Origin of the sequence: Streptomyces sp. SCSIO 30461 (assembly GCF_037023745.1) — a bacterium.
Taxonomy (GTDB): domain Bacteria; phylum Actinomycetota; class Actinomycetes; order Streptomycetales; family Streptomycetaceae; genus Streptomyces.
In genome coordinates this window covers 6,209,872-6,235,348 of the sequence record NZ_CP146101.1, presented here as the reverse complement: position 1 = coordinate 6,235,348, position 25,477 = coordinate 6,209,872, and the positions used below count along the sequence as shown (strand labels likewise).

Annotated in this window: 23 protein-coding genes; 6 read left to right on the top strand and 17 right to left on the bottom strand. The window is 70.6% G+C overall.

Annotation, left to right across the window (positions count from 1 at the left end; translation table 11 throughout):
- Positions 1 to 128: 128 nt before the first annotated feature.
- Both V1460_RS27950 and V1460_RS27945 read right to left on the bottom strand, forming a co-directional pair.
- Positions 129 to 1,862 (bottom strand): alkaline phosphatase D family protein, encoded by a 1,734-nt coding sequence (locus V1460_RS27950; RefSeq protein ID WP_338676383.1) that lies wholly within the window; start codon positions 1,860 to 1,862, stop codon positions 129 to 131.
- Between the two features lie 103 nt (positions 1,863 to 1,965).
- On the bottom strand, positions 1,966 to 2,619 hold the full coding sequence (locus V1460_RS27945) for an HNH endonuclease family protein (RefSeq protein ID WP_338676382.1): 654 nt from the start codon (positions 2,617 to 2,619) through the stop codon (positions 1,966 to 1,968).
- Positions 2,620 to 2,817: 198 nt separating this feature from the next.
- On the opposite strand from V1460_RS27945, the gene V1460_RS27940 reads away from it, so the two are divergent.
- Both V1460_RS27940 and V1460_RS27935 read left to right on the top strand, forming a co-directional pair.
- Complete coding sequence (locus V1460_RS27940) at positions 2,818 to 3,615, top strand: ABC transporter permease (protein ID WP_338676381.1); 798 nt, start codon at positions 2,818 to 2,820, stop codon at positions 3,613 to 3,615.
- 217 nt (positions 3,616 to 3,832) lie between these two features.
- Positions 3,833 to 4,417 carry a TMEM165/GDT1 family protein gene (locus V1460_RS27935; protein ID WP_338676380.1) on the top strand — a complete coding sequence of 195 codons (585 nt, stop codon included), beginning with the start codon at positions 3,833 to 3,835 and terminating at the stop codon, positions 4,415 to 4,417.
- Here the strand turns inward: V1460_RS27935 and V1460_RS27930 are convergent.
- Positions 4,396 to 5,595 carry a toll/interleukin-1 receptor domain-containing protein gene (locus V1460_RS27930; RefSeq protein ID WP_338676379.1) on the bottom strand — a complete coding sequence of 400 codons (1,200 nt, stop codon included), beginning with the start codon at positions 5,593 to 5,595 and terminating at the stop codon, positions 4,396 to 4,398. The genes V1460_RS27935 and V1460_RS27930 overlap by 22 nt on opposite strands.
- A gap of 27 nt (positions 5,596 to 5,622) precedes the next feature.
- Entirely contained in the window at positions 5,623 to 6,438 is an 816-nt protein-coding gene (locus V1460_RS27925; protein ID WP_338678234.1) for a macro domain-containing protein, read from the bottom strand.
- A 526-nt stretch (positions 6,439 to 6,964) separates the two neighbouring features.
- On the opposite strand from V1460_RS27925, the gene V1460_RS27920 reads away from it, so the two are divergent.
- A complete protein-coding gene (locus V1460_RS27920; RefSeq protein WP_338676378.1) occupies positions 6,965 to 7,633 on the top strand; it encodes an HAD-IA family hydrolase in 669 nt (222 codons plus the stop codon).
- A 98-nt stretch (positions 7,634 to 7,731) separates the two neighbouring features.
- Here V1460_RS27920 and V1460_RS27915 read toward each other — a convergent pair whose 3' ends face one another.
- Positions 7,732 to 8,700, bottom strand: coding sequence for a peptidoglycan-binding domain-containing protein (locus tag V1460_RS27915; RefSeq protein WP_338676377.1), 969 nt, complete (start codon positions 8,698 to 8,700; stop codon positions 7,732 to 7,734).
- A gap of 144 nt (positions 8,701 to 8,844) precedes the next feature.
- Between V1460_RS27915 and V1460_RS27910 the strand changes: the two genes are divergently transcribed.
- Positions 8,845 to 10,944, top strand: a complete 2,100-nt coding sequence (locus tag V1460_RS27910; protein ID WP_338676376.1) for an MFS transporter — start codon at positions 8,845 to 8,847, stop codon at positions 10,942 to 10,944.
- 17 nt (positions 10,945 to 10,961) lie between these two features.
- Here V1460_RS27910 and V1460_RS27905 read toward each other — a convergent pair whose 3' ends face one another.
- Positions 10,962 to 11,441 (bottom strand): GNAT family N-acetyltransferase, encoded by a 480-nt coding sequence (locus tag V1460_RS27905; protein ID WP_338676375.1) that lies wholly within the window; start codon positions 11,439 to 11,441, stop codon positions 10,962 to 10,964.
- A gap of 71 nt (positions 11,442 to 11,512) precedes the next feature.
- On the opposite strand from V1460_RS27905, the gene V1460_RS27900 reads away from it, so the two are divergent.
- Entirely contained in the window at positions 11,513 to 11,866 is a 354-nt protein-coding gene (locus tag V1460_RS27900; protein ID WP_338676374.1) for a PRC-barrel domain-containing protein, read from the top strand.
- A gap of 72 nt (positions 11,867 to 11,938) precedes the next feature.
- Here the strand turns inward: V1460_RS27900 and V1460_RS27895 are convergent, their stop codons facing one another.
- The 4 genes from V1460_RS27895 to V1460_RS27880 form a co-directional block, all read right to left on the bottom strand.
- Positions 11,939 to 12,265, bottom strand: a complete 327-nt coding sequence (locus V1460_RS27895) for an antibiotic biosynthesis monooxygenase (RefSeq protein ID WP_338676373.1) — start codon at positions 12,263 to 12,265, stop codon at positions 11,939 to 11,941.
- A gap of 107 nt (positions 12,266 to 12,372) precedes the next feature.
- Complete coding sequence (locus tag V1460_RS27890; protein WP_338676372.1) at positions 12,373 to 13,041, bottom strand: O-methyltransferase; 669 nt, start codon at positions 13,039 to 13,041, stop codon at positions 12,373 to 12,375.
- A gap of 286 nt (positions 13,042 to 13,327) precedes the next feature.
- Entirely contained in the window at positions 13,328 to 14,197 is an 870-nt protein-coding gene (locus V1460_RS27885; protein ID WP_338676371.1) for a GNAT family N-acetyltransferase, read from the bottom strand.
- A 146-nt stretch (positions 14,198 to 14,343) separates the two neighbouring features.
- The gene (locus V1460_RS27880; RefSeq protein WP_338676370.1) at positions 14,344 to 15,594 is read right to left on the bottom strand and encodes a cytochrome P450; all 1,251 of its coding nucleotides are present in this window, start codon (positions 15,592 to 15,594) and stop codon (positions 14,344 to 14,346) included.
- Positions 15,595 to 15,905: 311 nt separating this feature from the next.
- On the opposite strand from V1460_RS27880, the gene V1460_RS27875 reads away from it, so the two are divergent.
- A complete protein-coding gene (locus tag V1460_RS27875) occupies positions 15,906 to 17,075 on the top strand; it encodes a steroid 3-ketoacyl-CoA thiolase (RefSeq protein ID WP_338676369.1) in 1,170 nt (389 codons plus the stop codon).
- Between the two features lie 207 nt (positions 17,076 to 17,282).
- Here V1460_RS27875 and V1460_RS27870 read toward each other — a convergent pair whose 3' ends face one another.
- The 7 genes from V1460_RS27870 to V1460_RS27840 all read right to left on the bottom strand — a co-directional run bounded on the left by V1460_RS27870 (position 17,283) and on the right by V1460_RS27840 (position 25,367).
- Positions 17,283 to 17,690, bottom strand: a complete 408-nt coding sequence (locus V1460_RS27870; protein ID WP_338676368.1) for a transglycosylase SLT domain-containing protein — start codon at positions 17,688 to 17,690, stop codon at positions 17,283 to 17,285.
- A gap of 301 nt (positions 17,691 to 17,991) precedes the next feature.
- Entirely contained in the window at positions 17,992 to 18,810 is an 819-nt protein-coding gene (locus V1460_RS27865) for an ECF transporter S component (protein WP_407077541.1), read from the bottom strand.
- 80 nt (positions 18,811 to 18,890) lie between these two features.
- Positions 18,891 to 20,696 carry an ATP-binding cassette domain-containing protein gene (locus V1460_RS27860; RefSeq protein WP_338676366.1) on the bottom strand — a complete coding sequence of 602 codons (1,806 nt, stop codon included), beginning with the start codon at positions 20,694 to 20,696 and terminating at the stop codon, positions 18,891 to 18,893.
- Complete coding sequence (locus V1460_RS27855; RefSeq protein ID WP_338676365.1) at positions 20,693 to 21,919, bottom strand: energy-coupling factor transporter transmembrane protein EcfT; 1,227 nt, start codon at positions 21,917 to 21,919, stop codon at positions 20,693 to 20,695. The genes V1460_RS27860 and V1460_RS27855 overlap by 4 nt, the downstream gene beginning before the upstream one ends.
- Complete coding sequence (locus tag V1460_RS27850; RefSeq protein WP_338676364.1) at positions 21,916 to 22,623, bottom strand: SCO2322 family protein; 708 nt, start codon at positions 22,621 to 22,623, stop codon at positions 21,916 to 21,918. Before V1460_RS27850 ends, V1460_RS27855 begins: the two co-directional genes overlap by 4 nt.
- Positions 22,620 to 23,876 carry a prenyltransferase/squalene oxidase repeat-containing protein gene (locus V1460_RS27845; RefSeq protein ID WP_338676363.1) on the bottom strand — a complete coding sequence of 419 codons (1,257 nt, stop codon included), beginning with the start codon at positions 23,874 to 23,876 and terminating at the stop codon, positions 22,620 to 22,622. Before V1460_RS27845 ends, V1460_RS27850 begins: the two co-directional genes overlap by 4 nt.
- Positions 23,877 to 24,329: 453 nt before the next feature.
- Positions 24,330 to 25,367 carry an MBL fold metallo-hydrolase gene (locus tag V1460_RS27840; protein WP_338676362.1) on the bottom strand — a complete coding sequence of 346 codons (1,038 nt, stop codon included), beginning with the start codon at positions 25,365 to 25,367 and terminating at the stop codon, positions 24,330 to 24,332.
- Positions 25,368 to 25,477 lie beyond the last annotated feature (110 nt).

The window sequence follows — 25,477 nt, the reverse complement described above, 5'->3', positions numbered from 1 at the left end:
TGGGGACGTGAAACCGATCGGCACACCAAGTTAGGCGGGCCTAACCATTACTTGCAAGTTCAACATCAGGCCAGTTTGTGCTGCTCAAGTCACATTCAGCCACGGCTGAGGGGCCCATCGAGGGAGGGTCAGGGGTCTTTCGAGAGGTATCTCTCGTCCACGGTCACGATGCGCGTATGGGCACTATCCGCATGCCTGCGCTCCGCCCGATTCCCGAACGCCTGCGCCTGTTCGAGTCGAAGATCCGCCGCGCGTCCCCGCAGTGCCAGGGTCATCAGCTGGTTGCCGAACCACGGCCCGCTCGTGCGCTCCCAGTCGATGATCGGCCGCCTCGCCCGGCCGTGCCGGGCCAGCGCATGCCCGAGCCGTCGCCCGGCACGGCTCCAGCCGAAGCGGAAGCCCAGCCGCACCGACGCGTGGACGGCGTTGTGTACCGGCGAGCAGGTCAGTTGCAGCACCCGGGCGTCCGGGCCCCCCTCCTGCCACGGGCCACCCGCCGGCCACACCGGCTCCGCCACATAGGCGTGGTGCACATCCCCGGACAGGACGCACACCGTCGCGGGGGCGCCGGGGCCGCTGCCCACTTCGGCGATCAGCCGCGTCAGCTCGTCGAACGATGCGGGGAACGCCGCCCAGTGCTCCAGGTCCGACCGTCTTCGAAGGTCCTCGGCGAACCGCGCCCAGCGCGGGCCCCGCTCGCCGCGGCACAGTGTCGCGTTCCAGCTCTCCGCGTCATGGATGGCCGGTGGCAGCAGCCAGGGCAGCGAGGTCCCGATGAGCAGGTGGTCGTACGAGCCGGCCGTCGCGCTGTCGGCCTTCCCGTCAAGTGCCTGTTCGCGCAGCCAGCGTGCCTCGTCCGCGTTGAGCATCGCCCGCCCGTCCTCGTCCAGGACGCGCCCGGTCCGGGTGTCGATCATCAGTAGCCGAGTCCTGCCGAAGTCGCGCCGGTAGCTCCAGCGCACGGACGCCGGATCGCGGTCCGCACGCGCCGCGAACGCACGCAGGGCGTCGGTCCCGTCGGGGGTCTCCCGGACGGCCGCGTACACCTCGTCGGACTCCAGCTCGGCGGGGGAGAGATTGCCCAGGTGCTGGTACACCCAGTACGACATCAGCCCGCTGACCAGGCGCTCCCGCCACCACGCCGTGGCGCGCATCTCGGCGAGCCAGGCGGCGCTGGTGTTCCAGTCGTCGATCACGTCGTGGTCGTCGAAGATCATCACGCTGGGCACGGTGGACAGCAGCCAGCGGACCTCGGGGTCCAGCCAGGACTCGTCGTAGAGCCGGGTGTACTCCTCGTAGTCCGCGACTTCCGCGCCGGGCGGATCGCTCAGATCGCGCCGAGCGGCCAGCCATTCCCGGGTCTCCTCGGACGTCGCGTCCGCGTACACCTGGTCGCCCAGCAGGACGAGCACGTCAGGGCGTTCGGCGGCGGGTGCGAACGCGATGCGCGCGGCCAGCGCGTCCAGGGCGTCGGGCCCGATCGGGTCGTGCTCATCGGCAGGGGGCGCGGCCCAGCGGCAGGAGCCGAACGTGACCCGCACTCCGTCCGCTCCCACCGGTGGTGTGTGGATCGTGCTCGGCGGGAACGCCGTGAACTCGGCGTCAGGAAGCGGCCACACCCGGCGGCCGTCCAGGAGCACCTCGTACGCCGTCGACGAGTCGGGCGTCAGGCCGGTCACCGGGATGAGCGCGTAGTGATGGCCCTCGATCTGGAACGTACGGGTCGAACCACCGGCCTCTGGCGCCTCGCAGCGCACCTCGGCCGTGCAGGGGCGGTCGGCCTCGACCCAGATGGTCGCGCGGTCGGCGCTCTCCCAGTCGACATGCCGCAGTAGTGGTCCAAGGCGCAGCCCCGCTGCCATTCGCGTGCCCTCCTCCGTCGCCGCCCCGTACGGTACGGAAGAACGACGGGGGAGGGTAGCGTGGTTCCGCCTCGGCGGTGTCAGCGGCGGGTGGCCGCCGTTGTCAGCAGTAGCTGAGGATCGACTGCAGCGCGGACTTCTCGGCGGAGTCCACCGACAGCTTCCAGTGGTACTTCACATGCACCCACATCCGGGCGTAGGTGCACTGGTACGAGGACCGCGACGGCATCCACTCCGCCGGGTCCTTGTCGCCCTTCTCCTGGTTCACGTTGTCGGTGACGGCTATGAGCTGCGGGCGGGTGAGGTCGTTGGCGAACGCCTGCCGCGACGAAGTGCTCCAGGAGCTCGCGCCGGACCTCCAGGCCTCGGACAGCGGCACCACGTGGTCGATGTCCACGTCCGACGCGGCGGTCCAGGTCGCGCCGTCGTAGGGGGAGTACCAGCTGCCGCTGGTCGCGGCGCAGCTGGAGTTGGTGACGACGTTGGAGCCGTCGCGCTTGAGGACGGTCTCGCGGGTGTTGCAGGAGCCTGACTGGGTGATCCAATGCGGGAACTTGTCGCGGTCGTAGCCGCTGGAGGAGCCTTCGGCCTTGACCGTCATCTGGGCCAGGTACGTCCTTGCCGTGGCGGCGCTGACCGGGGTGGGCGGGGCGGCGCTGGCCGCGGGGGCGGTCAGCAGCGTGGTGGCGCAGGCGAGGGCGGCGGATGCGGCGAGCACGGTGGCACGTGACATGCGACGCGCGTAGACACCAGACATGCGAACTCCCTTATAAGTGGGGGGTGTTGAGGGTTTTGTGGATGGGCCGGCGGGGCGGGACCCCGGCTATCCTGGCGCTCGCGGATTGCGGGAGTGCGGGCGCCAGGTAACACGATGGCGACATGCTCACGTCAGATCAAGGGTTGGTGGCCGGTTTGACGGCTCACCAGATCGCTTTGTCCGGCTTAGGGTTGACACGTGCTGCTGCCGGTCAACGTCACCTTCGGAGTCGTGCTCGCCGCGCTCCTGGTCACCTCCGCCATCGTCGCCGCCCTCGCCCACCTCGGTGCGCACCGTTCGCGTGAGATCGCCGTCGCCGGGCTGCGGGCCGCGGTCCAGTTGGCCGCGGTCTCGTTCCTCATCGGCTGGGTGGTGAGGGCCGTCCCCCTGCTGCTCGCCTTCCTGCTGTTGATGTACGCCGTCGCGGTACGCACCGCCGGGCGCCGTATCACCCCGAACGGCACCTGGTGGCACACGGCGCTGCCCATCGGCGCCGGTGTGGCGCCCGTCGTCGCGGTGCTGCTGCTCACCGGGCTCGTGCCGGTCAAAGGGATCACGCTCATCCCGGTCACCGGCATCCTCATCGGCGGGGCGCTCACCGCGACCGTGCTCGGCGGGCGGCGGGCCCTCGACGAGCTGGCGCAACGCCATGGCGAAGTGGAGGCGGGGATGGCCGTCGGTCTGCCGGACCGCGACGCCCGCATGGAGGTCGCCCGGGACGCGGCGTCCGACGCGTTGCTGCCCGGACTCGACCAGACCAGGACCGTGGGGCTGGTCACGCTCCCCGGGGCGTTCGTCGGGATGCTGCTCGGCGGGGCGTCGCCACTCCAGGCCGGGGTGGTGCAGCTGTTCGTCCTGGTGGGCCTGATGGCGGTGCAGACGATCGCGGTGGCGCTGGTGCTGGAGCTGGTCGCGCGAGGGCTGCTGCACAGGGACCCGCGCCCGCCTCGTACGCCGCGCGCATCACGTAGCCTGTCAGGAGCGGAAGGGGAGTAGCTCTTCGCCGGACCGTCGACATACTGCCGAGTTCGCCTCGGCCGGCGCCCGGAGGCGACCGCCGCCCAGCGTGGCACGCCAGCGAGACCTTCGGCCAGCAGTGACCCATGAACGCTCAGGGGTCCTGCCGAGCCGAAGCGACCCCGGAAACGGAACGACCCGGAGATGGGTCAGGTCCCCTCGGTACGGCAGAGCCCACCGACAGAGGACCGCATCTGTGCTCAGCTTCTCGATCCTGGCGATCACCTTCGGCGTCGTCTTCCTCGCCGAGCTCCCCGACAAGACCGCCCTGGCCGGGCTGATGCTCGGCACGCGCTACAAGGCCTCCTATGTCTTCGCCGGGGTCGCGGCCGCCTTCACCGTCCATGTCGGTCTCGCCGTCGCGGCGGGCAGCGTGCTGACGCTGCTGCCGCAGCGGCTGGTGCAGGCGGTCGTCGGCGTCCTCTTCCTCTCGGGCGCGGCGATGCTGCTGCTCAAGAAGGACGACGAGGACGAGGAGCAGATCAAGGCTCCGGCGGACCAGTCCTTCTGGAAGGTCTCCGGAGCCGGCTTCATGCTGATCCTGATCGCCGAGTTCGGTGATCTGACCCAGATCATGACCGCGAACCTGGCGGCCCGCTACGACGACCCGCTGTCGGTCGGACTCGGCGCCGTGCTGGCGCTGTGGGCCGTGGCGGGACTGGGGATCGCAGGCGGGCGGACGTTGATGAAGTACGTGCCGCTGCGGCTGATCACCAAGGCGGGGGCAGGGCTGATGCTCGCGCTCGCGGGCTTCAGCCTCTACGAGGCGCTCGCGGGCTGAGGCGGATCAGGCATGGAGCGCCGGCCGGGTTCCTGATCCGCTGGAGGCCACAGGACGTCCGCACTCAAGTCGAAGGCAGCCTGGCACATGTCGAAGTACTTGGAGTAGAGACCGGGGTTCTCCGACTGACTCACGTAGAACACCGGGCGTTCCCGCCCCGTGACCGCCGTCATGAGGGCGAAAAGGAGGTCGCCGGAGAGCGAGGTGTTATCCGGATCGACGAACCAGAAGGTGTCGACCAGTAGTCCGATCTTCTTGATCGTGAGTTGCCTTCGCAGTCGTCGATGTATTTTGCTTCCCGCCCGCGCGGCGATGAACCGGTCGAGGTAGAAGCGCGATTCCGGGTTGGTGAGCACGTCGTTCAGGCCCGAGAACTCCGACAGGGCGCTGCCGAAGATTACCTTGTTGTATGTGTAGAGGATCTTGTCGTCCCATAAGTCGGCTATGAGTATGCGGGCCCTCTTCGATGGATCCTCCATGAGTGAGTCCAGGAGCGCGCCGAACATCTCCTCATTGTTGTGCAGATTCAACAGGAAATTCAGATTGTTTCCGACGAGGAAGAGTTCCCGCTGATACTGATCGAATACCCCCGGCATCTGGAAATTGCGTGACCCGGCGATATTGTCGTTGTAGGTCAAGGTTCCGGTGAAGCGATCGGGAAGCAGTCGCTTGCTGTCCACCGTTTCGGTGATCGCCCGTTCCAGCTGAGGAAAGGTCCGGTGGAACTTCTCTCGGATTTCGATCACTTGCGTGTCGTTGAGGTCCAGGAGTTGACAGATCTTCTCGGTCAGGCGTCGAACGTCCTGAGCGTTGCGCAACGATACGGCCTGGAAGTCGGCAAGCGGAGGGCATAGGGAACGGAGTTCGTTCGGAGAGAGGTCGAACAGCAGGGGGAATACCTTGCCTGCACGCAGGGAGGGATTGAGGCACCCGCTCTCATAGATCACCCACGGGCTCCGGGCCGTCCTTTGCGACAGGAAGATGAAGCCGAAGTCCGCTTCGTTGAGCGCCTGGTAGATCCTCGGAATCGTGTGCTCACCCGGCTGGATCTCGCGTGAGAAGAAGGAGTCTATACGCCCTTCGAACAGGGAGCCGAGCCACTGCCGGAAGAGTTGCGCCAGTGGTTCGATCCGCGGATCGCGGGTGGACCAACTCAAGAACGCCTTGGCTTCCGTCATGGTCGCTGCCTCTCTCCGTTCGATCGGCTACAGGTTGATGAGGAAATGACGGATCTCGAGGATGTTGATCTCATGGAGAGCCGTCGGGTGTACGACAACCGTGAGTTCACGGGTCACCACGCGGTCCCGCGAAGCCGCTGTGAATGAGAGCAGGATCATCTTCAGTAGGTTTTCCTGACTCAGCGTGTCGACCCGTGCCAATGCCGCGCCGATGATCGGTATCGCGAGCGGTTCGCGATGCCCGTGCTCATAGACCGCCTCCCAAAGCCGGCACAGGCTCACCCAAAGCCTCTCGGTGCTGGACTCGGCAACGAGGTTGTTCCCCAGATGGCTGTATGCCAGGCCGAACGCCTTGCGACCGTTGTGGGACAGGACCGCTACGGTGCCCACCGGGTAGCGTTCGAGCTTTCCGAACGGCTTGTCGGCACGGGACTCGACCGCATCGACCGGGCTTCGTTCCAACGCCTCGGTGAGCGCGAGGTCCAGCGCCTGCTGGCTCCCCGCGTACCAGTGCTGAAGCAGCTGTCCCTGCACGCTGGAACGGCTGATCACGCGATCGTCCGCGACGCTCGTGTCGAACGTGTCGGTGAAGCCCACGACGATGTGTGCACGCTGGTCGAACAAGTCGCCCACGACGACACGCACTTGCGTTCCGGGGTGTCCGAATGAGCGTGCTGCTGACACCGGGGGAAACGCCTGGATCGCTCCCCACGTGACACTGAGAACCGCGGTGGCGGCGATCACGAGCGAAGGCTCTGAGAAGGTCAGCGAGAAGAGTTGAACCACCAGCTGCACCAGGCCGGACAGAAGACCGAATGCCGCCAGTGTGTGTGTGAGAAGCACCGGCAAGCTGCGGCGTCCCCATCGAAGTCGGGCTGCGGCATTGGATCTCGCGGTCATCGCATGACCGCGTCGTCTTGATGTGCCGAAAGCCCTCGGATCATCCGCATCCCCCTTGCCCCGAGGGTGGGTTACCCATGGGGTGAGCGCTTGAACCACACCGTGAGCGCCGGCACCACGGATCCCTCCCCGAAGCGTGTCGCGGAATGCCGGGGCGGGCGGGTCGGAGCCGGGCCGGGTCGGCTCCGGCTTGTCGGATCGTGCCGCGAGGGCGGAGGGCGGAGGGCGGAGGGCGGAGGGCGGAGGGCGGAGGGCGGAGGGGTGAGGGTGGGGGCGGGAGTGGGGGTGGGAATGAGGGCGGATCCGGGCAAGGTCGCCTTGAAGAAGGACCCCGGTGTCGCGTCCGACCGGATTGGCGTTTCGGCTCCCTGTTTTGTATCGTGAAGGAACAAAGTGGTTCCCGCCCGTACTCCCTGACCGGCGGGCGGGAGCCGCTCTGTTTCCCTCTCGTCTGGAGCTGAGTACGCCGATGCCGGCCATCCGCACCTCGTCCGCAATGACCGCTCGTGCCCTGCTTCTCGACATGGACGGCACCCTGGTCGATTCCGACGCAGTCGTCGAGCGCGTCTGGCGCGGCTGGGCCGTCGACCACGGGCTGGACCCCGACGAGGCACTCAAGGTCGTCCATGGTCGGCAGGGCTACGCCACGATGGCGGCTCTGCTGCCGCACCGCCCGATGAGCGAGAACCACGCCGAGAACCGTGAGTTGCTGGCGGCCGAGACCGCCGACATGGACGGCGTCGTCCCGATCGTGGGAGCACCGGCCTTCATGAAGGCCATCGCGGACCTGCCGCACGCACTCGTCACCTCGGCGAACGCGCCGCTCGCCACTGCCCGGATGGGCGCCGCAGGCCTGCCCATGCCGCAGGTGCGGATCACCGCGGAATGTGTGGGCGCCAGCAAGCCCGATCCGGAAGGGTTCCTCAAGGCCGCCGCTGAGCTGGGTTTCGCCCCGGATGACTGCGTGGTCTTCGAGGACTCCGAGGCGGGCATCACCGCGGCCCGCGCGGCGGGGATGCGCGTCGTCGGTGTGGGCCCCCGCGCCGCAGCCTTCGCGCCGGACATCCAGGTGGCGGACCTCGGCGCGCTCGCGGTGACCGCCGGCCCGAACGGCACGTTCACCCTCACCGCCGGCTGAGCACGATCGCGGGTTGAGCCCCGCTGTCGGCCGAGTTCGGCCGACAGCGGGGCTCTCCGCCGGTCGGACTCCTCACGGGCCGGGGTACGGGGGAGCCCTCAGTGACGTCCGCCGTTGCCGCTCTTCGAGCCGTCGTCGCCCCATCCGTCGTCGTACGGGTACTGGGTCTCCGCCTCCAGGGCCTTGCGAGTGACCGGGCCGTAGACCCCCTGGGAGTCGTCCGTGATGCCGCGGATCGCCTGGAAGTACGCCACGGCCCACTCCACGTGGCCGTCGAAGCGGCCGTGGCTGGGGCCGTCGTACAGCCCGAACTGCGCGAGACGCTCCTGCAACTCGACGACTTCGGAGCCGCTGTCGCCCCGCCGGAGGGCGGCAGTCGTGGTGGGTGCGGCGGGGCTCCGCGACACCAGAGGACTGGGGAAGGCCGTGCCGGACGGCGATGCCGAGGCGCCCGAGGCCCGGGATGCGGACACGGAAGGTGACACGTCTGCGGACGCGGAGGCCGAAGGGGACGACGTGCGTGCCGAGGGGGAAGCGGACGGGGAAGCGCCGGGCTTCTTCGAGGCCGACGGGGTGCCGGACGAGGGGGCTTTGGGGGCGGCGCTCAGGAAGGGCTCCACCGTCTCGATGTCGGGGAGCGCCTGGTCGGTTCCGCCCTTGTCGCCGGAGAACAGCCCTCCGGCGAACGCCGCCCCGGTGCCCAGCGCGGCCGCGGCGGCGGCCGCGGCGATCAGCACCCCCGGGCCGCGGCGGCGAGCGGGTTCCCTGGGCGGCGCGGCCGGGCTCGCGGCTCCCGGCGCGGGGATCTCGTACGCGTACTCGTGTCCGTGGGAGATCTCCTGGATCTCGGGTATTTCCTGGGTGCGGAAGCGGCCCGGGGGAGCATGCCCGGGGTCTGCCCCGGGCGGGGTCGGCAGCGTCACATACGGCCTGATCCGCAGCGGGTCGAAGTCCTCGGCCGCCGCGAGCTCCGCCGTGCGCTCGGCATCCCGCTCGGCGCGCACCGTGCAGGCGCATCTGCGTGTCGGCGATGCGCCGCCGCATTCAGGACAAGCGCGTCCCGTCATCGTGGGTCCCTCCCCTTGAGCTGCCTGCGATTATGCAGCCCGTGTCCAGCGCCCGCGCCCCTGAGGCCTGCCTCGGCAGGCCATAACCGGACAGAGCCGCCACGATGGGAGGGCGACTCGGCGCGCCGGACCCGAGGAGGCCATATGGCGCAGGATCTGACCAGCCCGGCCGTGAATCCCGGCCCGGCGCCCGGCCCCGGCGCTGGACGCAGCCGTCGCAGCGTGCTCGTCTCGATCGGCGCGCTGCTGCTCGGCCTGATGCTCGCGTCCCTGGACCAGACCATCGTCGCGACGGCCCTGCCGACCATCGTCAGCGATCTCGGCGGCCTGGCGCACCTGTCCTGGGTCGTCACGGCGTATCTGCTGGCCGCCACCGCCGCCACCCCCCTCTGGGGGAAGCTGGGCGACCAGTACGGGCGCAAGAGGCTCTTCCAGCTCGCGATCGTCATCTTCCTCATCGGTTCCGCGCTGTGCGGAATCGCCCAGGACATGACACAGCTCATCGCCTTCCGCGCCCTCCAGGGCCTCGGCGGCGGCGGGCTCATCGTCCTCTCGATGGCGATCGTCGGCGACATCGTCTCGCCGCGCGAGCGCGGACGCTACCAAGGGCTGTTCGGTGCGGTGTTCGGCGCGACCAGCGTGCTCGGACCCCTGCTCGGGGGCCTGTTCACCCAGCATCTGAGCTGGCGCTGGGTGTTCTACATCAACCTGCCCGTGGGCATCGTGGCCCTGTTCGTCATCGCGGTCGCGCTGCACATACCGGCCCGCAGCACCCGTCACGCCATCGACTACCTCGGCACCTTCCTGATCGCCGCCGTCGCCACCTGCCTCGTGCTCGTCGCCTCGCTCGGCGGTACCACCTGGGCTTGGAACTCGGTGCAGATCGTGGGCCTCGCGGTGCTGGGCGTGGTGCTCCTGCTGCTGTTCGTCCACGTCGAGCGGGACGCGGCCGAGCCCGTGCTGCCGCTCAGACTCTTCCGGATCCGCACCTTCACCCTGGTGTCGGTGATCAGCTTCATCGTCGGCTTCGCGATGTTCGGCGCGATGACCTTTTTGCCGACGTTCCTCCAGGTCGTACAGGGCGTCACCCCCACGATGTCCGGGGTGCACATGCTTCCGATGGTCGCCGGGCTACTGCTCACCTCCACGGTGTCGGGCCAGATCGTCAGCCGGACGGGGCGCTGGAAGGTGTTCCCGGTGCTCGGCACCGCCGTCACCGCGCTAGGTCTGCTGCTGCTCCACCAGCTCCAGGAGGGCACCCCCTTCTGGGAGACGGGGATCTACTTCTTCGTGTTCGGCTGCGGGCTCGGCATGGTCATCCAGGTGCTGGTGCTGGCCGTGCAGAACGCCGTCACGTACCAGGACCTCGGCGTGGCGACATCCGGTGCGACCTTCTTCCGGTCCATCGGGGCGTCGTTCGGGGTGGCCGTATTCGGCTCGATCTTCAACAACCTGCTCCACGCCCGGCTCGCCGGCGCGCTCGCCGCCCACCCGCTGCCGCCCGGCACCGGACCCACCGCCGGCCAGGTCGCCGCAGACCCGCGCACCATCGCCGAACTCCCGCCGGCGGTACGGCCACAGGCACTGCATGCCTTCTCGACCGCCATCACGGACGTGTTCCTGTACGCGGCCCCGATCGTCCTGATCGCCTTCGTGTTCGCCTGCCTCCTGCGGGAGGACAGGCTGCGCGGCTCCGTCACCGCTCCGGAGGGCACCGAGACGCTGGCCTCCAACCCCGTCCACCGGTCCTCGTACGACGAGTGCGCCCGCGCACTGTCGGTGCTCGGGTCGCGCGAGGGGCGCCGGGCCATCTATGTGAAGATCACCCGGGTCGCCGGGCTGGATCTGACGCCCGCGGCCAGCTGGCTGCTGCTGCGGATCAGGCGGCACGGAATCGTCGAACCGTCCCGGCTCGCCGAAGCCACCGACGTGCCGATCAAAGCGATCATCGAGGCGTCCCGGCAGGTGGAGGAGCGCGGGTTCGCCCGGCGCGAGGGGATGTCGCTGGTGCTGACGGACAAGGGTGTCGAGGCGACCGCGAAGCTGTCGGCGGCCAGGGAGGAGTCCCTGGCGGCGCTGCTCGGCGACTGGTGGGGGCCGGAGCGGCCCACGGACCTGGCTCAGTTGCTGAAGGAGCTCACCGCCGAGCTGTGCGGCTCGGACGGCGAGCGCCCGTACAGCGGTGAACCGCACCGCGACCACGAGGCATGGCACAACGACCACCCGGACCAGCCGCCGGGGTGAGCGCGCCGGGTCACGCGTCAGAGATCCTTGCCGCACCAGACGTCCATGTACGGCCCCTGGCAGTACGCCGGGATCGCCACGTACCCGTTGCGCGAGTACAGCGTCCGCGCCTCGATGAGGTCCTGCCGTGTGTTGAGCACCATGCGCTTCGCGCCCAGCCGCCGGGCCGCGTCCTCAAGAGTGCCCAGCAGCAGGGCGCCGCCGCCCGTGCCACGCAGCCCGGGCCGTATGTACACCCGGGTCAGCTCGGCGGTGTCGGTGTCCAGCAGCAGCACACCCCCGCATGCGCCGGCCCGCTCGGCGTGCCGCCCCACGACGAACGCCCCGGTGGGCGCATCCAACCGCTCCACACCGTCCCCGGTCAGACCTTCGGCCACCTCGGCCGTCGTCGCGGGGCGCCGCCAGTACCGGCCGGCGACCTCGGCGTAGTAGTCGCGGCGCAGCGCCGTGGCATCGGCGGTGTCGAAGCGCTCGGCGCGCATGGACCAGGTCGTCATGCGCACTGTCTAACCAGCTCCGCGCTGCGTGGCGAACGAATTTCGGGTAGACCGTTGTCCGGAGGGACACCATGGAACACCATATTTGGACCCATTCGGACGCGTCCGGCCACCGTCCCGGAACCAGCCTGGTCGGCTTCACGGTCGAAGCCGCCTATTCGGGCGAGGGCAGCATCGGCACGATCGGTGAGCACGCGGAGGACGTGGGCAGGTCGTACATCGTGGTCGACACGGGACACTGGATCTTCACCAAGCACGCTCTGCTGCCGGCCAGGATCATCACCCGCGTCGACGCCGACGAGCGGATCGTGTACGTCGACTGCACGAAGAAGCAGATCAGGGAGGCGCCTCCATACGGCTCTCCCGGGCAGGATCCGATCGCCATGGAGCAGTTCTCACGGCACTACGGGACACCGCATTCGTGAACGCGGACCGGGCCGTCTCCCACACGCTGTGCGTGTGGGAGACGGCCTGGAACCGATCTCCCGCCCGGTGAGTCAGCCCTGCCTTGGGGCGGCCTGCTGCACCACCTCGAAGGACCAGACCTCGGAGCCGCTCGCCGCCGGTCGGGGCCGCTCGCCGCCCTCGCCACCGCCCTGATGCGCGGCCTTCATCGGGCCCTCCATCCACGCCTGGAAGGACTCCTCGTCCCGCCAGCGCGTGTAGACGAGGTACTGGTCGGTGCCCTCCACCGGGCGGAGCAGCTCGAACCACTCGAAGCCGTCGGATGACTCGACCATGCCGGCACGGGCGCCGAAGCGCTTCTCCAGGGTTTCGCGCTGCTCGGGTGACACGGAAAGGACGTTGATCTTCACGATGCTCATGAACGCGAGGGTACGGCGTCGCCGCGCCGGGCGAGGGTTAGCCCTGATACTCGGGCGAGGGCCGGCCCCCGCGCTCGGGTGGGAATCAGTGCGGCACCCGGTGAGGGTCAGTCCAGCACCCGGGCGAGGAGGAAGCCGTCGTAGCCCCGGGCTCCCACCGTCTGGACCGCCGTGGCGCTCAGCCTCGGGTGCTTGCCGACCATCTCGATCATGCGACGGGTGCTTCGCACGGCGTCGTCCTCGCTGGAAGCGTCGGCCACCTCGCCTCCGCGGCCCACGTTGTCCACGACGATCAGGCTGCCCGGACGGCCCAGCTTCACCGCCCACTCCACGTAGTTGGGGTTGTTCACCTTGTCCGCGTCGATGAAGAAGAAGTCGAACGGACCGGCGTTCTCGCTCTCCAGCTGCGCGAGGGAGTCGAGCGCCGCGCCCGTGCGCACCTCGACGATCTTGTCGAGGCCCGCTCGCGCGATGTTGGCCCGGGCCACTTCGGCGTTCTCGGGCTTGTACTCCAGGGTCACCAGCCGGCCGTCGGTGGGCAGCGCACGGCCCAGCCAGATGGTGCTGTAGCCGCCGAGCGTGCCGATCTCCAGGATCTTCCGCGCGCCCTGGCCGGCGGCGAGCAGCTGCAGCAGCTTGCCCTGGTTGGGGGCCACGGCGATGTCGGGCAGGCCTGCCGCGGTACTCGCGGCGACCGCCGCGCTCAGTGCCTCGTCGTCCGGGGAGAGGTGCTCGGTGAAGTAGGCGTCCAAGGCTTTCCATTGATGGTCAGTCATACGAACAACCTACCGCGCGGGCGGCGCTCGACCGAGGGGATGAACGCCCCGCGCACGGCCCGAGGGGGCGCCGGGACCGGCTGTCCCGGCGCCCCCTCGGGTGGATCGCCGCGTTCAGCCAGGATCCGCCCGCGGTTCCGGCCGCGCCAGTCGATCATCCGGTTCCGTGTGCGGGAGCGAGCGGAGAGTGAGGGAGTCGGAAGGGCGGGGTACCACCCTGCGTGACGCCTGGGCGGGGTCCGAGTGGGCGGCTCCGCCCCGGAGGGGCTGAGCGAGCGGGCTCCGCTCAGCCCCGGGCGGTCCGAGCGGGCGGCTCTGCGATCAGCGCCGTGGCGACCCTCCGGAAGCCTGCCCGGGTGTAGATCCTGGCCACGTCGTCGTCCGCGGCGGACAGGAACACCGTGGCAGCGCCTCGGGCCCGTGCGTCCGCCACCAGCGCCGCTGTGACCGCGACGCCCAGTCCGCGCCGACGGGCGCTCGGGAGCGTGCCCACACCGACGATCTCGGCGGCATCACCGACTGGCTGGTGCTGGCCCGCACAGAGCGCCTCGCCGTCCACCACCGCTGCCGCGACCACGGTCAGCCCCGCGTGCATGCGGGCGGTCAGCTGCTCCACCGTGCCGTCGGCCGCCACGGCGCGCGTCGCCCGGGCGAGATCTTCCGCGCCTGCCGTGCCGATGCCGGTGCCCGGCTCCGCGAAGGCGAGGCGGGGCACGGCCAGCGCGCTCGGCAGCACCGGGTCGCCCGGGCCGACGATCCGGACGGAGGCATCGCCGGGGTCCGGGGCGGACACGATGTCGCCCGTGAGGGCCATCAGCGGGTGCTCGTGGACCACGAGACCCGCCGCCTCGGCCGCGGCCCGCAGTCCGGGCGCGGTGTCGGCCATCCATTCGAGGCTCTCCGGCACGCCCAGCTCCCGTTGTCGGGCACGCACCCGGTACACGTCGTCCGCGCCTGGCGCGACGGTGCTTCCCAGGGCAGGGCGGGCGTAGTACGGCCAGCCCTGCCCCTCCCTGACGAAGAGGGTCAGCGGACCGAAGTCCTCCGCGCGGGCGCCGCTGCGCGGCACCGCGTCGTAGTAGCGCTCGATCCGGTCCAGCAGCGGGGACGGTCGCGAGGTGTCGTCGTCATGATCATGTGAAGTCACGGCGAGCATGGAACCACCGAACCACCGAACCACCGTCCCCAGTCACCGGATCAGCTGCCGAGCCCGTGTGCGGAACGGCCTTGCTCACGGTGGGCAGGTGTGTGTGGAGCGGCCCGCCGCGCGTACGGCGCCGCGGGCCCGACACGCCCCTGTTCTCAGGATTCGCCCACGCTGACCTGGAGTTCCTTGATGCCGTTCAGCCAGGCGGCGCGCAGTCGGCGCGGATCGTCCGCGAGCCGCAGGCCGGGCAGGGCGTCGGCGACGGCGTTGAAGATCAGGTCGATCTCGTGGATGGCGAGCGACTTGCCCAGGCAGAAGTGCGGACCGCCACCGCCGAAGCCGAGGTGCGGGTTCGGATCGCGGGTGATGTCGAAGACCTCGGGGCGGTCGAAGACCTCGGGGTCGTTGTTGGCCGAAGAGTAGAAGAGCCCCACCCGGTCGCCCTGCTTGATCTTCTGTCCGCCGAGTTCGGTGTCCTGCGTGGCAGTGCGCTGGAAGGACACCACCGGGGTGGCCCAGCGGACGATCTCCTCGGCGGTGGTCACCGGGCGTTCGCGCTTGTAGAGCTCCCACTGCTCGGGGTGGGTGAGGAAGGCGTGCATGCCGTGGCTGATGGCGTTGCGTGTGGTCTCGTTGCCCGCGACGGCGAGCAGCAGTACGAAGAAGCCGAACTCGTCGGACGACAGGTTGCCCTCGCCCTCCGCCGCCACGAGCTGGGTCACGATGTCCTTGGCAGGGCACTGCTTGCGGTCGGCGGCCATGTTCATCGAGTAGCCGATGAGTTCCATCGCCGCCTCGGCGCCGATCTCCTCGGTGATGGCGTACTCGGGATCGTCGTACGCCACCATCTTGTTGGACCAGTCGAAGATCCGGGCCCTGTCCTCCTGGGGCACGCCGATGAGTTCGGCGATGGCCTGGAGGGGGAGTTCGACCGCGATGCTGTTGACGAAGTCGAAGCGGCCGTCTTCTCCCGCGCCGCTCTTCGCCTCGTCCACGATCCTCAGCGCCCGATCACGCAGCGCCGTCTCGAGGCCGCGTATCGCACGCGGGGTGAAGCCGCGTTGGACGATCTGGCGGACCCTGGTGTGCTCGGGCGGGTCCATGTTGAGCATGATCAGGCGTTGGGCTTCGATCTGGTCGCGGTTGATGTGCTCGTTGAAGCGGATGATGGCGGTGTTCTCGGTCGAGCAGAACAACTCCGGATGCGTGGAGACGTACTTGACGTCCGCATGCCGTGTGACGGCCCAGTAGCCCTCGTCGTCGAAGCCGGTGATGCCGCGCCGCTGCGGACACCACCAGACCGGCGCGGTCTGCCGCAGTGCGGCGAACTCCGGGAAGGGGATGCGACTCTGGAGGAGGTCGGGGTCGGTGGCGTCGAACCCTTCGGGCAGCGCTGGACAGGACATGGGGCGACTCCATGGTCTGAACGAACGATCTGACGGCCCATCAGAATTGCTCGCAAGGTAGTAACGGGTCCTTCAACTGGCAAGGCGTGCGGCGGGAACTGTTGCGCTCGCGCGCCAACTTAAGTTGGGCTGAGCGCGGATTGAGGTTGGGGCGGGTCGGGGCGGAGGCGTGCAAGACCCTTGCGTACCAGGGGTAAGTCTCACGACACTGAACGAAAGAACTAGAACGCGTACTAGTTCTCGCTGTGCGTCAGTCGCCCTGCGGGGGCACCGGGACGACCTCCGCCGGGGCGTGAGGAGAGGACGAGCTCATGGCCGCGGAACCCGTCATCGTCGAAGCCGTACGCACACCCATAGGCAAGCGCGGTGGTGCGCTCGCCAATCTGCATCCGGCGTATCTGCTGGGGGAGACCTACCGTGAACTGCTCGGCCGCACCGGCATCCACGCCGACTGCGTCGAGCAGATCGTCGGCGGCACCGTGACCCATGCCGGCGAGCAGTCCATGAATCCGGCCCGCAACGCGTGGCTGGCGATGGGGTTGCCCTACGAGACCGCCGCGACGACCGTGGACTGCCAGTGCGGTTCGTCGCAGCAGGCCGCGCACATGACCGCGAACATGATCGCGGCCGGTGTCATCGACGTCGGCATCAGCTGCGGTGTCGAAGCCATGTCGCGCGTACCACTGGGCAGCGGGTCCAAACACGGCCCGGGCAAGCCCTGGCCGGACGAGTGGAACGTGGACCTGCCCAACCAGTTCGAAGCCGCCGAGCGCATCGGGCGCAACCGCGGACTGACCAGGGAGCGGGTCGACTCGCTGGGCCTGCTGTCACAGGAGCGGGCGGGCGTCGCCTGGGCGGAGGAGCGGTTCAAGCGCGAGACCTTCGCGGTCCAGGTGCCCACGACGGAGGACGAGCAGGCCGCGGGGCAGGGGATGTGGCGCCTCGTGGACCGTGACGAAGGGCTGCGGGACACCTCGATGGAGGCGCTGGCCGGTCTCAAGCCGGTGATGCCCACCGCGATCCACACGGCGGGCAACTCGTCGCAGATCTCGGACGGAGCCGCGGCGATCATGTGGGCGTCCAAGCGGATGGCCCGGGCGCTGAAGCTGAAGCCGCGGGCGCGGATCGTCGCCCAGGCGCTGGTCGGAGCGGACCCGCACTACCACCTGGACGGGCCGATCGACGCGACCCGCGCCGTGCTCGGCAAGGCGGGGATGTCGCTCGCCGACATCGATCTCGTGGAGATCAACGAGGCGTTCGCCTCGGTCGTACTGAGCTGGGCCCAGGTCTTCGGACAGGACCTGGAGAAGGTCAATGTCAATGGTGGGGCCATCGCGCTGGGGCACCCGGTGGGAGCGACCGGGGCGCGGCTCATCACCACGGCGCTGTATGAGCTGGAGCGCAGGGACAAGGAGTTCGGTCTGGTCACGATGTGCGCGGGCGGTGCGCTGGCGACGGGGACGATCATCCAGCGGCTGTAGTCGCGGGGCCCGGGGAGTCCGCGGCGAAGTCGGCCTTCGGCAACGGGAGCGGGGCCCGGCTGAAACGGGAACAGGGGCCGACTCGAACGGAGACGGGGGCCGACCGAAACGGGAGCAGGGCCCCGGTGCGACGTGGTCGTCGCGCCGGGGCCCTGCGACGTCAGTCGCGCCCTGCTCCCGTGGTCGTGCGGCCCAAGTACCGGTGGCTCAGTACCAGCGGTTGGCCTGCCAGAAGTTCCAGGCGTCACAGGCGCTGCCGTAGCGCTCCTTCATGTAGTCCATACCCCACTCGATCTGGGTCTTGGGGTTGGTCTTCCAGTCGGCACCGGCACTGGCCATCTTGGCGCCGGGCAGGGCCTGCACCAGGCCGTAGGCGCCGGAGGAGGCGTTGGTGGCCGTGTGGTTCCAGTTGGACTCGTGCGTGACGATCTTGTCGAAGCACTGGAACTCGGCGGCGGACATCATCTGCTTGGCGATGTCCTTCGGGGCGGAGGGCGCGGCGGAAGCCGTCGTCGTCGTCCCCATCACCGCACCGGCCGCACCGAGGAGCACGGCGGTGCCGGCGACAACGGACTTGTTGCGGGCGGCGAAGCGGGTGAACAGCGAGCGAGACAAGGCGATACCTAACGTCGGGGGCATGGCGGTCGCGAAGGGGGCCCGGTCGGACCGTTGTGCTGCCGGACTTGAAGCCCTGCGGCGCCTTGCGACGAGAACAGTTGTAGCCGGGGGTCGAAGGGCGTCGCCGTGACCGGGCTCACCTACCACATACGAGTAGGAAGGGTGAGTACAGGACTGAAGTCCCTAAAAGGGCATATCGGTTTTATCAGCAGGTCATAGCCCGTGTCGGCAAAAAACCCTTCCTCGGGCAATGGCTACGAAGAAGGGTAGTTTCGGGACTTTGGTCCTGTGGGCCGCCTCACCGCTGAGACGGGTTTCCCGGACCCTCGAATGTGACCTGGGCCTCGAAGGCGGCCCGCCGCGTCGCCCGCCGGAGCGCCTTGAGGAGCGGTCCGCCGATCGTCAGCAGCAGGACGGCGGTCAGCACCGCACGCCCCATATCCCAGCCGAGCGAGGTGGTCAGGCAGTAGACCAGGAAGCGGACCAGGTTCTCCTGCACCGGGGCGCCCTCCTGGAAGGAGATGTTCGAGGCCAGGCCCGGCACGATCGTCCAGCCGTACAGATTCATGATCGTGCCGTACGCGAAGGACGCGGCGAAACCGTACCCCGCCAGCATCAGCAGCTCCGCACGGCCCCGGAGCCGGGCAGCGCCCGGCAGCAGCCCCGCGCCGATCGCGAACCAGCCCATCGCGAGCATCTGGAACGGCATCCAGGGCCCCACCCCACCGGTGAGCAGGGCGGACGCGAACATCGTGACCGCCCCGAGCGCGAAGCCGAAGCCCGGCCCCAGCACCCTGGCGCCCAGCACCATCAGGAAGAACGTGGGCTCCAGACCCGCCGTCCCGGCGCCGAGCGGACGCAGCGCGGCACCCACCGCGGCGAGCACCCCGAGCATCGCCACGGCTTTCGCGTCCACCCCGCCGCCCGGTCCGTCGGAGATGGTCGCGACCACCACACCGACCAGTAGCGGCAGCAACGCCGCGAACAGCCACGGCGCGTCCTGGGCGTGCGCCGTAAGACCGGACCCGGCATCGCCGAGCAGCGGCCAGCCGAAAGCGACCACGCCCACGGCGCTGACCAGGGCGAGCGCGGCGATGGCGCGCGGCCCGAGCCGCACCGCGGGCACGGGACCGGACGGACGTGAGCGGGGTGCAGACGGGGCGGACGCAGACGGGCCGGAACGCGGGTGCCGGGTGGTCACAGGACCGCCCCCACCTGGGTCACGGTCAGCCAGGGCTCCGGCGCGAGCACCTTCGCCACCTGCGGCGCGAAGGCGGGTGACGACACGACCACATCGGTGGTCGGACCGTCGGCCACTACCTCACCGTCCGCGACGATCACCACGCGGTCCGCCAGCTCGGCGGCCAGCTCCACATCGTGCGTCGCCATGACGATTCCGTGCCCGTCGGCGGCCAGTTCGCGCAGCACGGACACCAGACGGGCCTTCGCCGCGTAGTCCAGGCCGCGGGTCGGCTCGTCCAGCAGGATCAGCGGCGGCCGGGCGGTGAGCACCAGTGCGAGGGCGAGCGCCAGGCGCTGGCCCTCGGACAGATCACGGGGGTGCGTGCCGTCCGGCACGCCCGGCAGCAGCGCGGAGACGAGCGCCCGGCAGGTCCCCGCCTCGGCACCCGCGTCCGCGTCGGCCGCCGCGCATTCGGCGCCCACGGTGTCGGCGTACAGCAGGTCCCGGGGCTCCTGGGGTACCAGCCCCACCTCGCGGATCAGCTCACGGGCGGGGGTCCGGTGCGGTACGCGGCCTCCGACGAGCACCTCGCCAGACGCGGGCTCGACCATTCCGACGAGCGTCCCCAGCAGTGTCGACTTTCCGGCGCCGTTGCGGCCCATCAGCGCCACGGTCTCCCCGGGGCGCACGGTGAACCGCACATCACGCAGCGCCTCCACCCGGCCACGGCGTACCGAGAGCCGCCGGGTGGTGACGAGGCAGGCGGGATCCGGGTCGCCTGCGGGTGCGGGTGCGGGTGCGGGTGCGGGTGCGGGTGCGGGTGCGGGTGCGGGTGCGGGTGCGCGAGCCGCGGACCGCAGCCGGGCGAGCACGCCCCGCAGTCCGGAGGACTTCGGTGACACGGCGAGGCCGAGTCCGAGTCCGGCGACCCGTTCGGCGGCAGAGGCCGTGGCAGTGGCAGCCGGTGCGGTGGGGGCGTGACGCGCGGGCGCCTTCCCGACCAGCCTCTCCCGCAGCCCGCCCGCCTCGCCCGCCCGCCGCCTGGCGTCCCGTACGGAGAGAGGAAGAGGCTCCCAGCCCGCCAGTCGCCCGAGCGCCACCACCGGCGGGTGCACGGCCGAGCGCGCCATCACCTCGGCGGGCGAGCCGGTGACCGGGGCCGCACCGGGCCCCGGGAGCAGGACGACCCGGTCGGCGTACTGCACCACACGCTCCAGCCGGTGCTCCGCCATGAGCACGGTCGTACCGAGGTCGTGCACAAGACGCTGGAGCACGGCCAGCACCTCTTCGGCAGCCGCCGGGTCGAGCGCCGATGTCGGCTCGTCGAGCACCAGCACCCTGGGGTGCGGGGTGAGCACCGACCCGATCGCCACCCGCTGCTGCTGACCGCCCGACAGTGTGGCGATCGGCCGGTCGCGCAGCTCTGCGAGCCCCAGCAGGTCGAGGGTCTCCTCGACCCTGCGCCGCATCACGTCGGCGGGCAGGCCCAGCGACTCCATCCCGTAGGCCAACTCGTCCTCGACCGTGTCGGTGACGAAGTGGGCCTGCGGGTCCTGGCCCACGGTGCCGACGAGATCGGCCAGTTCGCGTGGTGGGTGGGTGCGGGTGTCGCGTCCGCCGACGGTGACCCGGCCGCGCAGGGTGCCGCCCGAGAAGTGCGGAACCAGCCCGGAGACCGCCGCGAGCAGTGTCGACTTACCGACACCCGAGGGGCCGACCAGCAGGACGAGCTCACCTTCCGGGACGGTCAGGTCGATGCCGTCGACGGTCGGCGTCTCGCGGTCGGCGTAGGTGACGGAGACGTTCTCGAAGCGGATCACGACGCCCCCTTCCTGTGAGCGGACGGTGGAACGGGAGCGACGAAGGCGGGCAGCAGCCCGATCAGGATCCCGGCTGCAGGCAGCAGCGGCAGGATGGGCGCGGTCAGCGGAACGACGCCGGGCCGAAGCGCCTCCGGCGTGTATGCGCCCGCGCAGACCATCAGCGCCGCGACCGCCACGCCGGATCCGGCCACCAGCCAGGCTCTCGCGCCCCAGCGGTCCGGGCGGTAGCGGGTACGGACCTGGCGCCTGCCGCCGAGCCACAACCCGGCGGTGGCGACGGTGGCACCGCCCAGCAGCACCGGCAGCCCGTATCCGGCGCCTTCGGCGGCGAGCAGCCCGTACGAACCCGCGCACACCCCGAGCAGTCCGCCCAGCGTGAGCACGGTGGTGGTGTGCTGGACGGCACGCGGTACGGCGGCCCGACGCCCGTAGCCGCGCGCGTCCATCGAAGCCGCCACCGCCACGGAACGCTCCAGTGCCCCCTCAAGCACCGGCAGCCCGATCTGGATCAGGGCCTTCACACCCCCGGTGCCGCGGCCCCGCAGTTTGCGCGCGGTACGCAGCCGGGCCACGTCCGCGACCATGTTGGGGGCGAACGTCATCGCGACGACGACGGCGACCCCGGCCTCGTACAGCGCGGCGGGCAGCGACTTCAGCAGCCGGGCGGGGCTGGCGAGCGCGTTGGCGGCGCCGACGCAGATCAGCAGCGTGGCCATCTTCGCGCCCTCGTAGAACGAGAAGACCAGTTGCTCCACCGTCACCCGTCCCCCGAGCCGGAAGCCCCGCGCCCAGTCGGGCAACGGCACCTCGGGCAGGGTCACCAGCACATGCGCTCCGGGGATCGGCGAGCCGAGCAGGGCGGAGAAGACCAGCCGGATGGCTATGACGAACAGCCCGAGCTTGACGAAGGCGCCGTACGACCGCGCCCAAGGCGCGTCGGTACGTCGCGCGGCCACCACATATCCGGCGACGCCGACCAGCAGACCGAGCAGCAGCGGGTTGGTGGTGCGGGACGCCGCGGTGGCGAGCCCGAGCGCCCACACCCACCAGGCCCCCGCGTGCAGCGCGTTGCTCCGGTTGGCCTCGGGCGCCCGCCAGCCGGCGCCGGGCAGTCGGCCGCGCACGGGGCGCCGGAGCCGCCGGGGCCTGGGAACGGCGAACCGGCCGGACTCGCTGGTCCTGCCGGGGGCGCCCGGTGTGCCGGGAGTCGTCACCTTCATCCGCGTCGGCGGCGCGCCTGCCAGAACGCCGCTCCGCCGAGCGCGATCACGGCCGCGGCGCCGCCGATGAGGCCCAGCGACGGGCCTCCCTCGCCGCCCTGCGAGGCGGCGGGCTTCGCCGCTCCGGGCTTCGGGGATGCCGCGGGAGCGGTGTCATCGCCAGAGACCTGGTCGCCGCAGCCCGATACCGGGTAGCCCGAGATGGCGCAGAGCAGTGCCGCGCTGTTGTAGCGCAGCGGCTTGGCGACGGCGGCGAGTGCCTCCGCGCTGGTGGCGGACGCGTCGACCTGGGCGCAGGCGGTGCGGCGGTCGGGGATCGGCGGGGCCTCGTCGGCGGGGGCGTGCTCCGGGGTGCCGAAGTCGATCACGACGCCGACCCGCTTCGTGCCGGGCTTCGCGGGCGTGGCGGCGCAGAGCTCCGCGAAGTCGGGGGCGGTACGGGGCTTTGTCGCGTCGGCCGAGTCCGCGCTGACCGCGAAGCGGAAACCGTCGACCTCACCGTCGGCGGGCCGCGCGGTGGCCGGGCCCTCGGTGGCATACGCCCACTCGGGCCCGGACGACACCCAGAACGACCAGTACCGGTATCCGGCTGCCTGGGCGGGCGCAGCCCCGGCGACGAGCGCCACCGACAGGGCCCCTGCCAGCAGCGCGACGGCTGTCGCGAACCGTACCCGCACTGCCTTGACCGCCCCCGCCAAGGTCACTGCTTGTTCTTCCGGCGACCGCTGATCAGGAAGCCGGCGCCGACACCGGCCGCGAGACCGGCGCCGACGATCCACCAGATCCCGGCGTTGTCACCGCCCACGGTCTCCTTCTCGTTCTCCGTGTCGGCGGCCGGGGCCGGCGCGGACGTGGCGGCGGGCGCGGGGCCGGTCGCGTTCAGCAGGTCCACCAGGTCGGCGCCGCCGAACTGACGCGGATCGGCGCCGTAGGCCTTCGCCGCGAGGACCAGCTGCGCGTAGGCGGCCGGACCGCCGGTCTTGGCCCAGGCGGCCGAGTTCTTCTCCAACCAGGTGATGGAGGCGGCGGCCTTGTCCTTGTGACCGGCCGCGGAGAGTGCGACGACCGCGTCCGCCGTGTTGCCGAAGTCCGGTTGCGGTGCCGGGTCGGCGGCGCCGGGCATCGGCGCGGAATCGAGGTGACCGGTCTTGGCCAGGGCCGTGGCGAGGTAGGCCGCGCCGTTGCGGGCGGACTGCTCGGGTGTCGCGGGGTCGGTGCCGACGCACTTCGGGGCGCCGCCCGGCTCGGGCCCGTCGACGATCATGCCGCGGCCGAGCCCGCCGAGCACCGCCGCGGCGGTGGCGTCGCCGTTGGCGATCAGCTTGCCGGACTTGTCGGGCTGGTAGGCGAACGCCCCGCCGCTCGTCTTGTCCGTACAGGGGATCGCGAACGACACCAGTGAGTCGTACGGCGACTTCCCCTTGGCGGACTTGACGTCGGCCGGCTGGGCGTCGGCCGCGGCGAGTGCGCCGATCACGATCGCGGTGGAGTTGGCGTCGGAGGGGAACCCGGGGTTGTAGCCCCAGCCACCGTCCTCGTTCTGCACCGACTTCAGCCATGCGACGCCCTTGTCCACCTGCTCCTCGTGCTCGCCGAGCGCGGTCAGCGCCTGGAGCGCGGCGGCGGTGGCGTTGCTGTCGAGCATCGTCTTGGCGTCGCAGGGCTTGGCCGCGTCGGCGCGGTACGAGGCGAAGGCGCCGTTCGCGCACTGCTGACCGGTCAGCCAGGACACCGACTTGTCCGACGGGACCGTCTTCACCGCGTCCTGTGCGAGGAACGCCAGCGACTGCCGCCACACACCGTCGTACGTCGGGTCCGCCGCGCCGTACAGCCCGTCGGGAAGCGCGGGCGCGGGAGAGGGGGACGGCGCGGCCATGGCGGCAGGGGAGCCGGCGATGGCGCCGCAGAACACGGCGGAAACGGCGGCGAGCGCGGCTGCGCTGCGGCGGACGGTCATGGCGGGCGGTGCCTCTCCTGTGGGGAGCCGGGCACGGGCGCGCAACGGCGCCGTGCTCCGGCCCCGTGTTCCTCGACGGTGCCTCTGCCGACGGATACGAGGCCCGACGGCAGGAGCCGGTCATGTCCCGGCACGAGGCGTTCCGGCTCACCGCTACTACCTGGGCGATGGACGGCATGGGGGACTCCCCGCGCCCGCGCGGAGCGCGTGGCTCAGGGGAAGGGTCGGCGCCGGATTCGCACCGGCTTCCCCTCGTGCGGGCCTGATGACAACGGCCCTCACTCTACCGGCCCACAACTGTCCGGCCCCAGGTAGCCCGCAGGGGTGTGGGTCACAGGGGCGTGGGTCACACCGGAGCGCAGGCGCACGGGCCCGGGGCCCGGTGCCGTTCGTCTTGGTGCGGGGGCCCGGTGCCGCCGCCGGTACAGGACCGGCGCCGTTCTTCGAGACCGCTCACACCGCCACGTAGGTCACCGGCTCGCTGCCCGCCACCGCCTCCGCGCGCCCCAGCTTCACGAGGCGCCGCAGATGCGATTCGGCCTCCGACACGGCGATGTTGCGCGAACCGTGGCGAATCGCGGCCCAGGGGCGGTTCCATTCCATCCGCTCGGCGAGCTGCCAGGGCGTGAGCGGGGTGGCGAGCAGGGCGAGCAGCCCGGTGAGCCGGGCCTCGTGGTGGGCGAGCAACTCCCGCACCCGGGCCGCAGCGTCCGTGAAGGCGTGCTGGTGTGCCGGGAGGACCTCGGCGACGTCGAGGCGCCCGATGCGTTCGAGCGAGTCCAGGTAGTCGCCGAGCGGATCGGTCACGGTGGCGTCGTCCGGGTCCTCGTAGAGGCCGATGTGCGGGGAGATCCCGGGCAGCAGATGGTCGCCGGAGAACAGCCTGCCGTGGCCGGGGAGACCGGACGGATGCTCCTCCTCCAGATGGAGGCAGACATGGCCGGGGGTGTGGCCGGGCGTCCAGATCGCCCGCAGCCGCCGGCCCGCGAGGTCGAGCAGCTCGCCGGGGACGATCTCGCGGTCGGGCAGTGCCGCCCTGAGCCCGGGCGGCGTACGCATCCTGCCGCCGCTGCGAGCCGCCCGCAGCGGCGCCAGATGGGAATCGGGGGCTCCCGCGGCGGTGAGTTTCGCGGTCATGTAGCCCAGCCAGACGCCGGGCTCTGCGCTACGGGTACGGCGTACGACGGCGGTGTCGGCCTCGTGCATCGCGATCCAGGCGCCGGACGCCTCGCGCACCTGGCCGGACAGGCCGTGGTGGTCGGGGTGGTGGTGGGTGATGACGACGCCGTGGATGTCGCCGACGGGGATGTCCAGCGCGGCCAGGCCGTCCGTGAGCGCCGTCCACGAGTCCGGGTCGTCCCAGCCGGTGTCGACGAGGACGGGGCCGCGGTCGGTGTCGATGACATGGACCAGGGTGTGTCCGAGCGGGTTGTCGGGGATGGGGACCCGGAGGGACCAGACCCCTCCGCCGTGTTCCGTCACCTGCGTCATGTGACTTCGTCCCCCTCCCGTACGGGTTGTCGAGCCACTGTACCCAAAGCTGATGACTCATCAGGTGGCTTGTCCGGGTCCGTGGGTGAGGACGGCGATCTGCTCCCGGA

Bases quoted from the DNA above. Each gene is read 5' to 3' on its own strand.
- V1460_RS27950 (WP_338676383.1), bottom strand. From the start codon at position 1,862: ATGGCAGCGGGGCTGCGCCTTGGACCACTACTGCGGCATGTCGACTGG.
- V1460_RS27945 (WP_338676382.1), bottom strand. From the start codon at position 2,619: ATGTCTGGTGTCTACGCGCGTCGCATGTCACGTGCCACCGTGCTCGCC.
- V1460_RS27930 (WP_338676379.1), bottom strand. From the start codon at position 5,595: ATGACGGAAGCCAAGGCGTTCTTGAGTTGGTCCACCCGCGATCCGCGG.
- V1460_RS27920 (WP_338676378.1), top strand. From the start codon at position 6,965: ATGCCGGCCATCCGCACCTCGTCCGCAATGACCGCTCGTGCCCTGCTT.
- V1460_RS27915 (WP_338676377.1), bottom strand. From the start codon at position 8,700: ATGACGGGACGCGCTTGTCCTGAATGCGGCGGCGCATCGCCGACACGC.
- V1460_RS27910 (WP_338676376.1), top strand. From the start codon at position 8,845: ATGGCGCAGGATCTGACCAGCCCGGCCGTGAATCCCGGCCCGGCGCCC.
- V1460_RS27905 (WP_338676375.1), bottom strand. From the start codon at position 11,441: ATGACGACCTGGTCCATGCGCGCCGAGCGCTTCGACACCGCCGATGCC.
- V1460_RS27900 (WP_338676374.1), top strand. From the start codon at position 11,513: ATGGAACACCATATTTGGACCCATTCGGACGCGTCCGGCCACCGTCCC.
- V1460_RS27895 (WP_338676373.1), bottom strand. From the start codon at position 12,265: ATGAGCATCGTGAAGATCAACGTCCTTTCCGTGTCACCCGAGCAGCGC.
- V1460_RS27890 (WP_338676372.1), bottom strand. From the start codon at position 13,041: ATGACTGACCATCAATGGAAAGCCTTGGACGCCTACTTCACCGAGCAC.
- V1460_RS27885 (WP_338676371.1), bottom strand. From the start codon at position 14,197: ATGCTCGCCGTGACTTCACATGATCATGACGACGACACCTCGCGACCG.
- V1460_RS27880 (WP_338676370.1), bottom strand. From the start codon at position 15,594: ATGTCCTGTCCAGCGCTGCCCGAAGGGTTCGACGCCACCGACCCCGAC.
- V1460_RS27875 (WP_338676369.1), top strand. From the start codon at position 15,906: ATGGCCGCGGAACCCGTCATCGTCGAAGCCGTACGCACACCCATAGGC.
- V1460_RS27855 (WP_338676365.1), bottom strand. From the start codon at position 21,919: ATGAAGGTGACGACTCCCGGCACACCGGGCGCCCCCGGCAGGACCAGC.
- V1460_RS27845 (WP_338676363.1), bottom strand. From the start codon at position 23,876: ATGACCGTCCGCCGCAGCGCAGCCGCGCTCGCCGCCGTTTCCGCCGTG.
- V1460_RS27840 (WP_338676362.1), bottom strand. From the start codon at position 25,367: ATGACGCAGGTGACGGAACACGGCGGAGGGGTCTGGTCCCTCCGGGTC.